This window comes from Pseudomonas sp. DCB_AW (assembly GCF_026240895.1).
GTDB classification, from domain to species: Bacteria; Pseudomonadota; Gammaproteobacteria; order Pseudomonadales; family Pseudomonadaceae; genus Aquipseudomonas; species Aquipseudomonas kermanshahensis.
Genome location: NZ_JAPFCE010000007.1, coordinates 30,501 through 46,015, shown reverse-complemented (window position 1 = coordinate 46,015; position 15,515 = coordinate 30,501). Strand labels below are relative to the sequence as shown.

Sequence of the window (15,515 nt, the reverse complement as noted above, 5' to 3'; positions counted from 1 at the left end):
AGCTCCAAACCATAATCAAATTCCTTCACTCACTTTGAAGGAGACCTAATAACCACACAGGACAACTTTCCTTCAATAAAGTCGTGATTTTTACCCCCCAGCCTCATGACACCCGGCGTCACAATCGTATTGGAAGCATGCTTGAGTTTACGAATATCATACCAAAGCGAAGTGGTGGGATGCTTGATAGCGCGAACATCGAACCACCAATCCCCGTCGTAAGAACATGACCTCTCAGAGATCAGTGTCACAACGGTACTGGAGTGGACGTTTTCGAATTTAAAGTATGTCGCCACGTCGTTGCCACAGCCGTCCATCTTGAACTGCTTGGCATTCGCCCCTACAGCCGGCGCTGATACAGAACACTGCTTGCCGCTCGGTACCTGGTCATTCATAAATTGCGAAAACCTTATGACTGCTTGGGCCTGCGTTCCACTTGCCTGCACCGTTTGCCCTGCATTGCTGCCAACAAGAAGACCAGCAAATAGTACCTGTACGACTTTAGCGTTAATGTTCATCACACGCCTCCTGAATTTCGGTCAGTCAAGCGAATCGTCATACTGTTTTCTGCAGTTGGACGGGAAGGGACACTGTGTACCAGCACATTCCGGTCACCAATGGTGTCGGCTGACAGATAATCAATTTGAACCAAGTGCAAATTGCCCCGTGCGTCACGTAACTGCACACGCAACGGTTTGGACATCTTGGCAAATGCTTCAAGACCACGTGCATCGCTCAATGTGCGATTCCAATTGCGGAAGTTTGCAATCACCAGCAAGCTGGCCTCATATGCCGTCGCCACCGGCCGCTCGAAGTCCACTCGCCCCAACACCGCTGCCATGCCACCGTCGAAAGACACTTTCTCCGGTTCCGCCTCCCCCTGGTTCTGGAATAAATACCCCGTGTAACTGTGGAACACTTCGTTACCCGCGCTGCTTTCCCAGCGAACCAACGAAGTATTGACGTCTCTCTCATTGTCACTTTGCCGAGTCTTTACAAACTCGGCGGTATAGAACGTTCCCGCCTTGTAATCCAGCATCCAGTAATCGTCGGTGATCGGGTGATCATCGAAATCTAAATGTTCCGGGTCCGCCCCACCCAGGTCCCCGCCCCCGCCCGCCACGCGTTTGCGAATGAAGGTGTAATCACTGGATTTGTAAGGCTCCGGTGTGCGGACCTGAACTTCAATGGTGGCATTGTTGTGTAAAGTGTCATTGGAGTAGAACAACTCGCCACTCGCGGCCTGAAAGCCCGCGTAAAATACCTGCGAACTGGATGTTCCACGCCGCTGCAAGTAGAAGATCTGCCTGATGGTGCGGTCTTCCGGCGCCCGTTCGGTAACAGGCTGCGTTGCTGGGTCGACAGCCACGGGGCTGGATTCGTTGCCCAGCAAAAATATGTTTCTTTTCAAGCTGGTGCGCCAGACATTTCCGTAAACAGAACCAATGCCTTCCTCGTTGTCACACAGGCCGGGGATTTGCTGTCCCGCCCGATCGTACAGCGTCATTGACGCGATTTCTGCCGGGCTGAGTTTGTAATCCTTGCCATCCACCTGTTGGGTTTCCACGGTAACTTCCACCTCCAGCTGCTGATAGCCGTTGGAGTCGATCGTCCCGCGTGTGCCCTGGCTGCTCTTGCCGACGGTGATGGTGAACCGTTGCAGCGACTTCCAACTGGTCTGCGCCTGCAGTGCGGACGTTTTCAGCACGCTATAGCCCGCGGCGAATACCACACCGTTGCGCACCACTTCACAGGCCACCACATTGCTTTGCGGTTTGTGCTGCGCCGATGCGGTGAACTGACCCGATGGCGTCACGCTGCCAGCGCCGCCCAACACCCGCCAACGTCTGGGTTCATTAGGCATAATGCGTTGGACGTCGTTCAGCTGGATACTGCCACCATAAGCGAGTTTCGGCACGAAAGGGGGTTCGAGCGTCACCAGTGGCTGGCCATTAACCATGATCAGCGCAGCGTTCCTCTGCTCACTCGCCGCGGCCTGAACCTGCTGCACAGTCAGGGTCCGTTTCAATGCTCTACGATGAGGGGAAAACCGCGCATGCCTGTCGCCAAGGGTCGCCAACTCACCCATCGGTGGCTCAAGCAGTTCCCAGCCGACGGGCTCTTCACCCGCATTCCATACGTCTACCCCTGCTGCATGACGCGCAGGGCGGAAAGCAACGGCACTGGGCGTTACCAACAAACCCTCGAATGTAACCAAGAGACGGGCTGCAGCGCTGTAAGTGTTGTCGCCCTCGTCGTACTCGGCGATAACGATGATGGTCTGGATCTCCTCCCCCATGTCTTCCTGGGAGGGGGCGGTGTACAGGCCATTCTTATCGATTTTGCCGTGGCCTTCCGGGGTATTGCTTTGTGGGCTGACTGCGCTCCAGCGCGAAGCGGTGAGCGGCTTGCCCTCGCCGTCGTACAGCACGAACGGCTGCTGTTTGCCTGCAGCTATCACTGCTCGCTGCGCCGGTTCAACCGTCAAGCTCGTGCGCAGCGGATCGATATTGCCAAACACGGCCAGGTCCAGCGGTATATGATCTTCTTTTATTACAAACGCATTGAGCTCGGGGAACAACAGGCTTGCGAGCAACTCCAGGCCCCCGTCGGACGCATGGGCGATCATGTCTTTGTGCAATACAAGCGTCGCCGAGTAGTCGCCATCTGGCAGCAGGTACGGAAAACTGTCATCAGGCGACTGCCCGTCAACTGGGTTGTCACGCAGACGCATGAACGCCAGTACCGCCCCATCCCCTTGATTGCTCGCACCACGCACGCGTGCACCTGGGGCGGCCTGGGTACGCAGAATGAAACGCTTGGGTGTCAGCGGTTCGTACCCTTCGAAGTCCACCGTCCCAAGATCGAACATTGCGCAACGGGCAGGCCTTTCGTGCATCCAGCTTTCCAGTGCCTTGATAAGCACCTCGTTAAAGTTTTCATCCTCCTCCAGCAGGTTGGTCCTGAAAGACGCACCTTTGGCCAGATTCAACGTAACTCGGCCATAGGGATCTACCTCACCGAGTACCGTTTCGAGGTCTACCTCCATTTTCAGCCAATACCCCGCTGCCTCAGTAATCTTGATATCGCTGATCAAAGCCCCAGTAGTAATGACCGTACCTTTGATAATGTTCATGGCCACCGTGGCTTTGGCGTCGCTCATCGATGCGCTGTCGAAAGACAGCAACGGCGAACCAAACTCCAGACCTTGTAATCTCAGAGAGTCACCCACGCCCTGCCCTGGCAGCGAGTCACTGTAGGGCGGCAGGTACGTGTTTTCCTTAAGTCGCGTCAAGTATTGCTGCTCCAGCAAATGGTTCAGCCGCTGGCGACTGTAGGCAGCAACTGCCCCCCAACCCAGCGTCACCGACCCCTTACTCATGTGTGCAAGCAACTGCGCCAATGAATTAGACATGGCATTACCCTCCGAAAGACTGTTGCGAGCGCACGCGCAGGCCTGCCGGAATGGCAGCGCGGCGCGTGGCATCGAAATACTGCGACAAAGGCAGCGTCAGGATCAGGTGGCCTTCGAAAATGAGGTTGTAATCTGGTATCGCTAACTTGGCCAGGATCAGCGCGAAAGGCATACCGGCGTCAGGGTCAGGAGGCGTGAAGACGCCACTGGCATCGATCTTGCCGGTACCCGCAATCGGCAGGATCAGTTCCACACCGGGTATGACATTCCCGCTCAACCGCACCTGCAACTGCAAGGCGCCATTGGGCAACGTACGGGCAACCTCAATGATGAGCTCCGGACTGCGCTGGCGCACCAGCACATGAATCAAGCCAGACTCGCCCGCTTGAGCGTCCTCTACTTTGATCTGGTCAAGCACATAGGTCTGGTTGGCAGATACCAGGCCACCTGCGGAGTAACTGCACCGCTTGCCATCTTCGCTGGGCTGGACCGAACCCCGCCCCTCTGTCTCGGGGTCGAGCACCGACCACTTCAAATCCCCCCCCAGCGTGCCAGCCGTGAGGGTCAACTGATCCTCGATGTAACACACGCGAATCAAGGGGTTGACGGTCAAAGCAGCGAGCAACACGGTAACCCTGCTCATGCTGCGCTGGCCGGTGAACGGGTCCGTGGCGATGACCCGCGCGCGCACCTCCTGCCCGCCCATTGCATGTGCTGGCGGCGCGCGGTATTCACCCTGAGCATCGATCCGCCCAATATCACCCTGGGCACCGGGCAACGCCTCAAGGCTCCAGACCAGCCCCTCACGCGCGGGTTCGACGGTAAAGGTATGGCGCTTGCCGGGTGCAATCACCACGGGTGGGTCAACAACACGGAAAAATGCAGCGCTGTTCTGGTTCGCGAACAACGCCATACCCGCGGGAAACTCAAAGTGGAATGGGACGAACCGATGATCAGGGGCCAGCGTCACGCCGTTGCTCACCTGCTCCGGCACCATCGCCGTCAGTTTTTTGGCCAACCCTTCCAGCACTGCTTGCTTGATGACGAAGGCGACGAACGCATTGATCTCTCGTTTCGTCTGCGCTGACAGGCCAACGGGTAGGCCATTGACCGGTGTTACCTCGGCTGCCTGTTCCCAAGGCCACAACACATGGCCCAGCAGCATGCACCCAGCTTCTTCCTCTGGCGTTGCAGGTTTGTCCAGGTGGAACAACGTGCGCAGATCGAACTTGAAGGTCGCTGTATGGGTTTGCCAAAAGTTCTCGCGTTTGGTCCTGTAACGCAGTGTCAAGGTACAGAACGACTGCCAATGCTGGCGAACTTCATCGTGGTCGAACTCAATGCTAAGCGGCGACTGGAAAGCGCCTTGGGGCGCCTGTCCGCGGGCGCTCTCAGTGGCGGGAGTGCAGCAACAGCAGCAGCATGCCTGCCCATGCTGGCTGAGGGAACGGTTGCCCCCTGCGGCGTCTGAAGGCGCAGCCCCCCCCACCGGAATAACGAACTCATCGCACTCGAACTGGTAATCGTTGCTCTCATAGGTGCTGGGGTGAACACGCAACTGGCCGGCCTTGGCGTCCATACGCGCTAGCGTTTTATCCGCGTCCAGGTGCGACTCGAACACCCCGCCTTCAAGCATCTCTTCAAGCCCTGTAGCGTAAGCAGCCCTGTGCAACAAGCGCGAAGACAGCAGCAGGGTGGAGGTGACCGGTTGCGACAGATCATCCGGCAGCAGGAAAGGGTAATTGTTCTGCTCGGTAGGGAAGTTGCCCAACGGGCCATTTTCCAGGCCTGCGAACACCACCATCGCAGCTTTGCCGTCTAATTTGCTGACATGTGTACGGACCGCACTGTCACGCACCTGCAGGTACGGATTGCCAGCCAGCGCCTGAAAGTCCACCAACGGATAGACTCGACGGGCGATATCCAGCCCACTGACGAAGTCCTTGAAAAAGCGCCCGGCAGCCAGCCGCTGGGGCAATCCACCGCCCAGGTCAAGCTCAGTCTCCACACCCTCTTTCAAGTCGGCCTGCACACCTTGCGAGTTGGCTGTCAATGCCAGCTCTTGCTTGACCTGCAACGGATCCAGCAGGTCGTGCATCGCCACACCGAGAAGGCCGTCGGCCTTGTCCATGATAAAGTGCATACCGCCTTCCAGTGCGATGGTTTGCCGCACGTTGGGCGATGAATACGCCGCCTCGATATCCCCTAACCGTGGCGGCCCCATGCGGTAGCCAGTCAGCACGTGGGTAATACCGCTACCCGGCACAGCGATCTCGCCTTCGATATCGCCCAGCGCGCTGCTCTCGCGACTGTAGTGCGCCAGCTCCACAAGGTCGTTGGCCTGCTCGGGACGCATTGCGAACGTGAGGTCCCAATTCATATGGCTGGGGTGCTGCTTCATCCATGCCAGGATGACTGACAGATAGTTACTAGACATGATATGGCCCTGTTCAATTTATGCTGTAAGGCATTCGTGTGATTGAACGTTGTTCAGCTACTTGCGTGTGAGACGCCTTGCGGCCAGCTCGAGCGTTCCATAGGCCCCCGGGTGCTCAACCAAGGGCAACGGCAGTACAATGAAACCGTCATAATTGAGGGGGATGGGGATGAAGTTCCCCGAGCCTGGCGGAAACTCCACCTCCGCCTGCGTCTGCAAGTTGCACCGGACCACACTGAACGGAGCATCTGACGTAACGGCTTGATAATAGGGATTGCCGTCTTCGTCTTTGCCGATCTGGCCTGGGCCATGGACCACTGTCAGTTCACCCGGAATAGCAGCACCGCCGCCAAATAACTGCAGCCATGCCCTGCCCAACTTCACATCGTGCTTTGACATGATCACTGTGGTGGGAGGTTTAAGTTTGCTATTTGTGATCAGGCACACCGAACGGCGTTCACCGGTACTGTTGCTGACCTCTACCTCCTCAAGCACAAATGCCTTGCCCTGCAGGTCTGGGCCAGGTATGTAGGTGTTGGTGGCACCGGATGCATGAGCGAGAGAGCCATGAGGTTGCGCGCCCAGAATTCTCCAGTTCAATTCGCCCTCGGACACATGACCAGCCTTGAGGCTCACCCCTTCATCCCCAACCTGGCAAAGCTCCACCAGTGGGCTCACACTGAGCGCGTTTTTCACCACGGTGACCAACGCGGAACTGGAGAAACCTGTGGCTGGCGCGGTGGCGGTGATGCGCACACGGGTAAAGTCATCTCGGATACCACTGGCACCGGGAGCCAGGTAAAGTCCATTAGTAACGCGGTCGAAATTGCCCGCATCGTCAGCAGAGCCTTCCACTGACTCGACGGACCACTCGATCTTCTGTTGCGCAGGCACGACAGAGAGCTGTAGCTTGTCCCCCTGGAGCATGACTTTTTCGAGTGGCGAGACGGTAAACGTCGTCAATTTCGGGTTGACGCTACCGAAGCTCACCACGTCGCGAGGCAAGTAAAGATCGCGCCCCGCGATGGCACCGCCGAAGTTAAGCTGGATCGTTTTCTCTACCACCTCATTAATATACAAATCGGTGGCAAAGTCTTTTGCGAGTGCGGCCCGCAACAGAGGGATAGACGTGCCACGTACAACATTTTCCACTGCCGCGCACACACTTTTCCTCATCCAAACAGCGTGTTCTACACTGGTACCAAATTGATTACCCTCCGCCGGGGGCACTGGCCAGCCTCTCTCAAGATTATACAAATCCCACGTATTCGGAAAATCAATGTTGATGCCTGCCAACTTCAACATACCGCCTTGCTGATCATCAATGTTCCAAGTAATTTTTATAATTAATCGAGACTCCGCCGACCACCCCCCCAGCATAAAACTCGGGTGCGTTCCTGGGTTCCAAGGGTCCGCATACCCCCAAGAATCCCAATACCGGGTTACCTCAACATCCAGCCAAGCCGTTTTATCAAACTCCAAGACCGCCTGACCATTAGCAATATGAATTTTCAGATTTCCCGCCAACGGCATCGTCCCCGCTGGCACCCGCATATTCATCTCACTGAAAAACCTCCCATAACCGCCAGCGGCGTAGTCACCTTCAAAAAATGCGCTATCGGCCCCACCTGAAAAATTTAGTTGCCCATCCGTGAATGTTGCGGTTGCCGCGCCATCATTCGCGTACTCAACATTGAATTCTGCCGCCTCGAAAAGGGTACGCGGTATATTCCGAAGAATAGTTGCGAGCGCAACCCTATTTTTTCCAAACATCACCGTCGCGGAATATCCACTGCTGTCGCCAGGGATCAAATAACGATAGTCTTTCCCAGGTGTAGACGCTTGTTCGAGACTGCCACCGACCATGTGAATCGTCCCCAGCAACGCCCCGTCCGTATCTGCTTCCCCCTCAATATCCATCGGCGAACTCGCTATTGAAGGATTGCGTTGGGTATACAATTGAAACGACTCCGGCCGCAGCAAGTCATCATCACCGTGCTCGATATGCCCCAGTGACCAGACGCGTTTTTCATCCGGCAACGCTCTGAACAACTCTTTAAAAAAGTCGCCACCCAACTCTCGAATACGCCTGGAATCGGAAAACATCATGACAAAATCGTCACTATTGCGCAGGTCCAAGGTCAACGCGCCGCCGTCATCGACATGCCCCGGCACCTCACTCAACTGCAGATTCAAACGCAACTCTGGGCCCACCAAAGGTTCGATCCGATCAATACGCTGGGGGTACCAGTTGGCGCCAGCCTGCTTCAACCCTACCTGATTGCCGCCCACGATCTTCATGCGCAGGCTGGCGCGGGAGCTGGTAATATCGGTGTTATCAAAAGACAGCCTAGGGTGATCCAGAATAAAATTCTGCATGAACACCTTATAACCATTTTCTGCCTTGGTCTCACCATTCACCGGCGGCAGGTACGAACTGGTCTTGAAGCGCCTGATATACTCTTGAGTCAGCAGCCTGTCTGCCTTGGCTTTATCAATTGCAAAAACAGAGTCATTGCCCAGCAGTCGATCACCCGTCTCCAACCACTTCAGCAAGCTCGCCTTGGAATTAGTCGACATGATTCACCTCGCGCAAGAATTGGATTTCAATCAATCAATTCGATATCGACGGAACGAAAGTCCCGCCAGGTTTCGCCATCATCAAAACTGGCAGACACCGTCAACCTGAACTTTCTGTTCAGTAGCAACCCTTCAAGGAATGCTGTGGGCAAGTGCGCTTTAACAAGGCCATCGTAATACTCGTCATCACTCACCTCGGTTGAGCGCGGGCGCAGGGTATGCTTGGCACTTTTACGGCTTTTCGGCACACCTTCGGCTTCGATCCCCAGCAGGTGCCCTTGTGCCATGAATGCCCATGCCCCCAAAGAGCACAGCGCGCCGCCAGGCGGCACGTCACCCAACGACAGTTGCTCGTTCTCAACCCCCTTCACCTGTATGAGCGGGTAGCTCTGCTGGCCGTAATCGGCCACCTTCAGGTCGAATTTCTGTGAGCTGCGGGGCAATTCGCCAGTTTTGGTAACGGTGTAATAGACCTCAAGGCGCCTGCCCATGTTGGCGGCGATGGCCGTTCGCGGCACCCTGAACAGGCGCAGGTCACCAGAGACGGGCTGTGGCACGATGACCGAGCCCGTGCTGCCATGCCCCTCCCAGTGCATACTGACCTGCGGTGCCGGCAGCTCCCCCTCACCCAACTCTGCATCCGCCGGAATACGCACTTCGGCACCGCCATTGAGGTTACGCGGGTGGACAGTGCCCTGATACGGCTCATCGTTCCATTCCGGCACGGCATGTTTGATGACGGGCAGTGGCAGGTTCAAGGGGCGCTGCAAGGCCACGGTCAGCCCCTCCGAGCGCTTTTGTGCCCCAGGGCGTCCGTACTCATAGCTGAAGGTAATTTGCTTGCCACGGTTGACCTCGCTCTGCAGCCACGCACGGTCCAGATGAAACGCCAGGTGTTGGCTGTCGAGCGAACTGACATCTGCTCGCACGCTGCGCAGGCTCACCTCCGGGCCGTCTACATAGAGCATCAGGGAATCGCCCAGGCGTAGGTCTGGGTAAGGCTCGGCCAGCAGCCAGATACCGTCTTTATAAGCATCGCCATCGGGGTCGAGCGTGTCTCCTACATGCCCCGGAATACTGGGCGCCGCCAGCAGAGGCGTGGCAGGAGGGTCACTTGGATCGGGCCAGACAATGGCGAAACGTTGCTCAGGCGAACGGCTTACCGAGCCATCGGTATATTCGATGCGGTAGCGCAAAACCCCGAAGCCGAACATGTAGTTTTCGACATCACCACGTTCCAAGTGCCAAAGCAACGGCTGGCCGATGTCAGCGTTGCTGACTTCATGCAGCAATTCGATCGGCTCGCCAGGCGCGAACTCGTTGTAATGAGGCTGCCACACCAGGAATACCTTGTCCCCTTCAGCCATGGAGACATACGGCGAGGTCGCCAGTTGCAGGCCCTCATCTTTGAGTTGAGTAACATCAATGATCAAGTCATGGGCACCCTGCAGGTGCGCGACCGGCAAGGCCCACAGGCCGTCGGCCATTCGGTTGATGTAAAAGTGCCTGCGCTTCGACTCCTCCAAAAAACCGCCGGTGCTATCCAGAAGTTGGAACGAATAGAACACCGTACCGCCTCGCAACTTCAAAACACGATCGAACTCGATCCTGAACCGCCAGCGCTGCTGAGCGTCAAGTACATCCACCTCAACCTCAACGAAAATATCATCAACGGAGCCATCTTCCATCAGGCCCCGCCAGTTGATCTTCACGTATTCTCCCGGTGTGATACCGCTGTAGGTTATCCAGGTATCTAGTGGGCCTGATGCCAGCGCATCCAGATCAACCGAATTTGTCCTCACGTCGAGGTGCGCGACCTCCGGCCTGTCTGGCGTATTCATGAAAGTGTCCTCTGTGACCAATAACCAATCATGGGAATTGGCGACAGGTATATCACCCCACTCAAGCCCCCACACCTGGCAAAAATGCTAGGTGCCAGCGAGGCATACTTCGACTAGTGTCTGCTCATATGCCCGGGCACTACGGTCGTGCACCCACCCTCTTTCACCACGTGTAAAGCGAGCACTTCCACCATGAGCACGGAATCTTCATTACACTCCAACGCCCTGAACTTCATGAGCTTTATGGAAAGTGGGGTAGACACCCGCACCGGGCAATACACCTTGTCCATCAAGCTGCCGGAACTTGGCGCCAATTACTTCCAAGGCCCGGATGTACCCCTCACGTTAACCTTCAACCCGCTCAACATAATCGACTCGGGGTGGGGCAAAGGTTGGAACCTGTTACTGACGCAGTTCACTGAACACAACCAGGTCATCACCACCCATACCGGTGAAACATTCAAAGTTACGGGTACTTCGAGCGATCGCCTGCACATGCCCGAACAAAAACTGCCTCACTTCCATTTCTATCGCGAACCCGCAGGGCCTGGCGGCAACGCACGTTACCGCGTTGTCCACCGCTCGGGCATGGTGGAAATCCTCGAAGTGATGGGCAGTCTGCTCGGGCGCATTGCCCTGCCCGTCGAGGTGTATTCCCCTACCGGGCACAGGCTCAACTTCGCATACAAACCGTTCAACGCTGCCTACATGATGCTCAGCACGATCACCGACGGGAGTGGGCAGATCTTGTTGGAGGTTGAACGTGCCAATGGCCGCATCGAACTTCGCGAGCGGCCGTATGAGGGCGGTGATGGCCAGCCTGTTGCCCGTTATGTGATGAACCTGATCAACGCCGACTGGGTGAAGTCTATTGTGCTGCCAACCCCGGAACAGGCCAGCTGGCGCCTGGAATACCGGGAAGTATTGGGCCATCTGTGCCTTGAGAAAATAGAGACGCCGACCGGTGCGCGCGAGTACTTGCAATACCGCGACGGCGGCCACCTGTTCCCGGTCGGCAGCCGTCGAGATCCCTTGCCCCGTGTCACCCGTCACATCGTCGAACCCGGCCTGGGGCAACCCTCGTTTATGAGTGACTACACCTACCCAAACTCAGCCAACTTCCTGGGCCACGGCATTCAGGTACCCTGGGCCGACGATGGCAGAGATAACCTCTACAAGCACACGGGTGAATATGAATATAAGTCTGTGGAGACGCAGTGTGACGCCCATGAAAAGCCCCTGCGCAGCATCACCCGCACCTTCAACCGTTTTCACCTGCTGACCTCGACCAGGACCGTCCAGAACGAGAGCGTTCACGAGGTCAGCACCACCTACAACCTCCGGGATGTGCCGTTCGACCAGCAACCGCCCACCCTGCAACTGCCCATCGAAGAGCAGACACGCTGGTCGAAGACCAATGACGCGACACGCAGCCGCCTGGAAACCGTCGAGACAACCTACGACACCCACGGCAACGTGACCCTGCGCAAGCTCGCCAACGGTGTGACCGAAACCAGTACCTGGTATAGCACCGAGGAGCAGGACGGCTACCCAGGCGACGCCAATGGTTTTGTTCGCCACCTCAAAAGTAAAACGATCACCCCTGCCAGCACTGGCAAGGTGGCGGCCCCTACCCTTACTCACCACTACCGATACAGCGCTCTGCCACCCCTGGCAGGTAATGCCACAAAGCTCAATCCCATGGTGGTCGAGCATCGCGAAACGCTGGTGCAACAGGGTAAAGAAACGGAACCGCTGGAGCACACCACGTACAGTCACATAGACGCACCCAGTGCCAGCTTGCTGCATGGCCGGCGCTATCAGCAGGTCGTCAAGCGCAACAAGCTCGAGACCACAACCCAGTATCAGTTCACAGTGGTGGTCGCCCCCCTCAGCCTGCACCCGGCCCTGCAAACCATCGAAACCCTGATCGGTTATGACGGCACAGCGCAATCAACCGTGCAGCGACGCTCGTTACTGCTTGGCGAAACACTGTTCGAGCGTGATCAAAGCGGCGTTGAAACCCAGCGGGACTTCGATGTGCTGCGCCGTACCACCCGTGAGCAGGTATCGCCCGGAACACGCTACGAAGCCAGCAGGCACTACGCTTACTCCCTCTGCGCGGCCGACGGCGACATTGCCAGCCAGCAGGTGAAAAACGCGCGAGGGGTCAGCACGCTGACCGAACTGGACGGCCTGGGCAGGCCTGTTACCGAGAAACGGGACAATGTGCTTGAGGCACGGCCAGGTATGTTCGTCGAAATATCAGCCTTCAAGTATGACGCCTTAGGCAACAGTGTTGAAACAACCAGCACGGATTGGCTGCAAGGCAGCAAGTCGCTGACCCTGACGACCCGCTTCCAATACGATGACTGGGGCGAGCAGAGCTGCACCATAGGCCCGGATGGTGTTGAAGAGCACAACGTACTTTGCCCCATCGGCACGCCCACCCACAAAGGCCCCATCCGTCGCACCTGGCGCGAAGGTGGCGAGCTGAAAACACGTACTGTAGTGGTTTCACGGCACGGCAAAAAAGCCAAGTTCACCCAAAAAGCGCGCGCGGTCAGCGCCCGGACCGAAACCTGGCTGAACCTGTTCGACAAGCCGGTGCTGCGCAAGCGCCTGAACGCGCTGGGCGAGCTGCTCGCCGAGCGCAGTTACCGCTACGACGGCCTGGGGCGAACGCTCGAAGAAAAGGACGAGCGCGGCCATTCCACCACGTTCAGTTACGACGCCTGGGGCCGCATGCTCGGCACTCACTTGCCCGACGACACCCAGCTCACACGCACCTATGCCGAACATGCTTCCGACGACCTACCGGCTAGCCTTGTGGTGAAACCGGCCAACGTCCTGCAGCCCGCTCGGCAAATTGGCGCGCAATACCATGACGGGCTCAACCGGCTGATGGGTGCCACCACCGGTAACCGTACCGAGTATTTCCTGTTCCGTGATGGCGAACCGATGCCCCGTCAGCGCATCAGCCCTGCCGGTGAAACCCTCGAACTGGACTACAACTTGCAACTGACCAACGAACCCATCAGCAGTGATGCGCCGGACGATCGCGCCAGCTTCAACTATCACGACTCCAGCGCGCGGCTGCTGAGCTGCAACAACAGACAAGGCAAACGGCGCTTCGACTACAACATCGCCAACCAGTTGGTCGCAGAGCACTGGGATGACAACGGCAGCGGTAAGACCTGGAGCAGAACGCACCTCAGCACGCTTCACGACCGGCTCATGACAACCACTGAAGCCAATGGCGTGAAGACCGAGCACAGCTATGACGACGCCACTGGCCGCCTTGCGTCTACCCGCCAGGGGCTAATGCAGGCTAGCTTTACCTACGATGATCTGGGCCTTGTATCGCATATCAGCAGCCATGACCTGAGCACCGGTAACGTGGTGGAAACCGCAATCACGTACGACGATCAGGACCGCGAGGACAAGCGTACCTGGCGCCAGGCCGGGCATGCCGAACGCACCCAGGAGCAGGTCTGGGGCGATGATGACCTGCTGCAGAGCCGGCATTTGAAAGCCGCCGCGGTGTCGTTGTTGCAAGAGGGCTTCGGGTACGACAAGCGCTCGCGCCTTGTCACCCACACCTGTGCTGGCCTTGAACTGCCTCAAGACCCGCAAGGCCGCAGCATCTCCCGGCAGACTTTCACGTTTGATGCCTACGACAACATCAGCCAAACCACCACATTTTTCGCCGGAGGGCTGCGCCCTGAGCAGGCAAGGTTCATCCATGCCGAAAGCGACCCTTGCCAGCTGCAACGCATCGAGTACAACCCACCGCGTGCGGAGCCCAACCCACGCTTGACCTACGACAAAAATGGCAACCTGACCCGCGACGAGCGCGGCCGCCCGGCCCGCTACGACAGCCAGAACCGGCTGCTTGGCCTCAACCAGGCGGGTGACCCCGACAGCTACGGCCACGACGCCAACGGCCTGTTGATCACCGCCGTGCAAGCGGGCAAGCCGACCCTGCTGCTGCATGACGGCCTGCAGTTGCGCATGGCTGTGCGTGATGGCCTGGAAACACTGTTCCTGCACCAGGGCGAGCAGCCGCTGGGCCAACAGCACACTGGCGTTGGCGCGCAACCACCCGTGCTGCTGCATACCAGCGCCAGCCACAGCGTGGTTGCTGAAAGCCAGGCAGGCAGCCTGGGCGCCATCCGCTACTCGGCGTACGGCGAGCGCCACACCGACGGCCCTGCGCACAGCGCGCTGGGCTACAACGGCGAAGCACTCGACCCGGACAGTGGCTGGTACCTGCTGGGCAACGGCTACCGCGCCTACAACCCTGCGCTCATGCGCTTCAACAGCCCAGATGCGCTCAGCCCGTTCGGTGAAGGGGGATTGAATTACTACGGGTATTGCCAGGGCAACCCGGTGACGTTCCGCGACCCGACCGGGCATTACAGCATCGGCCACTCGGGGCAGAGCCGGTCGCTGGAGGACCTGAGTAGAAACCGGAGCTCAGGCGGTTTCAAGCCAGGCACCATGTTCTGGGTCAATTTAGGGATATCGGTTGCCGCGCTCGCGCTAGGCATCGTCGTAGCTGCCGCCTTGTTGGCTCCCCCAATCGCGGCAGTCGGCTTAGCCGTAGCCGCACCAACAATGGGATTGGGTGCTGCCATGACGACAACCGCAGCAGCGATTGGTACCACGGCGACTGCAATGGTCGTAGGCGCAACTGTGGGGGCTACAGCTGCAGCGTTAGGGGCAGCGTCCTTCATTGTCAGTACCGAAGCAACATTGTCTGGCAGCGAAGCCAGACAAGGAATCGGAACGGCTCTCGGCATCGCGGCGTCAATCGTGGGGTTGCCGCTGTTGGTCGCCGGTACTGCCCAGCTTGTCAAAACGGCAGCTGCGGCCGTTCGGGCAGCTTCGAGTGCTGGCCAGGCATCAGCGCCTGCCGCATCTGCCGCATCTGCCGCATCTGCCGCATCTGCCGCATCTGCCGCATCTGCCACACCCGCTGCATTCGGCGCAATCAGCACACACGGGGTCCCCACCGCAGTTCCAAAGATCAGCGCAAATGCCGTGTTGTTGCGGGCCAGGGGTTTTAACATTTATCGCGCACGCATCTAGAAAATTGTCATTACCGCCGATGGAAGTGTCGAGTGCTGCCCAGGCATCAGCATCCGCCGTAACGACCCGGAGCGTGTTGCAAACTCCGTATTTACGACGAGATTTTATTTGACACGAACTCGCTGACCTCGGAATTAGGTAAATTGAA

The 15,515-nt window shown here is 57.7% G+C and carries 6 protein-coding genes; 1 reads left to right on the top strand and 5 read right to left on the bottom strand.

The features are described 5' to 3' along the window. Positions 1 to 29 precede the first annotated feature (29 nt). From OO306_RS07000 to OO306_RS06980, 5 genes are read right to left on the bottom strand one after another with little or no spacing between them, the layout of a single operon-like run. Positions 30 to 518 carry a hypothetical protein gene (locus OO306_RS07000; RefSeq protein ID WP_265968180.1) on the bottom strand — a complete coding sequence of 163 codons (489 nt, stop codon included), beginning with the start codon at positions 516 to 518 and terminating at the stop codon, positions 30 to 32. Continuing rightward, positions 518 to 3,415 (bottom strand): hypothetical protein, encoded by a 2,898-nt coding sequence (locus OO306_RS06995; protein WP_265968179.1) that lies wholly within the window; start codon positions 3,413 to 3,415, stop codon positions 518 to 520. Before OO306_RS06995 ends, OO306_RS07000 begins: the two co-directional genes overlap by 1 nt. Before the next feature lie 4 nt (positions 3,416 to 3,419). Next, a complete protein-coding gene (locus OO306_RS06990; RefSeq protein WP_265968178.1) occupies positions 3,420 to 5,852 on the bottom strand; it encodes a hypothetical protein in 2,433 nt (810 codons plus the stop codon). A 57-nt stretch (positions 5,853 to 5,909) separates the two neighbouring features. After that, entirely contained in the window at positions 5,910 to 8,432 is a 2,523-nt protein-coding gene (locus OO306_RS06985) for a hypothetical protein (RefSeq protein ID WP_265968177.1), read from the bottom strand. A 26-nt stretch (positions 8,433 to 8,458) separates the two neighbouring features. Further along, a complete protein-coding gene (locus tag OO306_RS06980; RefSeq protein ID WP_265968176.1) occupies positions 8,459 to 10,273 on the bottom strand; it encodes a hypothetical protein in 1,815 nt (604 codons plus the stop codon). A 192-nt stretch (positions 10,274 to 10,465) separates the two neighbouring features. Here OO306_RS06980 and OO306_RS06975 point away from each other — a divergent pair, with 192 nt between their 5' ends. Further along, positions 10,466 to 15,367: an RHS repeat-associated core domain-containing protein gene (locus OO306_RS06975; protein WP_265968175.1), complete on the top strand. Its 4,902-nt coding sequence runs from the start codon at positions 10,466 to 10,468 to the stop codon at positions 15,365 to 15,367. Positions 15,368 to 15,515: the final 148 nt, after the last annotated feature.

Bases quoted from the DNA above. Each gene is read 5' to 3' on its own strand.
- OO306_RS07000 (WP_265968180.1), bottom strand. From the start codon at position 518: ATGAACATTAACGCTAAAGTCGTACAGGTACTATTTGCTGGTCTTCTT.
- OO306_RS06995 (WP_265968179.1), bottom strand. From the start codon at position 3,415: ATGTCTAATTCATTGGCGCAGTTGCTTGCACACATGAGTAAGGGGTCG.
- OO306_RS06990 (WP_265968178.1), bottom strand. From the start codon at position 5,852: ATGTCTAGTAACTATCTGTCAGTCATCCTGGCATGGATGAAGCAGCAC.
- OO306_RS06985 (WP_265968177.1), bottom strand. From the start codon at position 8,432: ATGTCGACTAATTCCAAGGCGAGCTTGCTGAAGTGGTTGGAGACGGGT.
- OO306_RS06980 (WP_265968176.1), bottom strand. From the start codon at position 10,273: ATGAATACGCCAGACAGGCCGGAGGTCGCGCACCTCGACGTGAGGACA.
- OO306_RS06975 (WP_265968175.1), top strand. From the start codon at position 10,466: ATGAGCACGGAATCTTCATTACACTCCAACGCCCTGAACTTCATGAGC.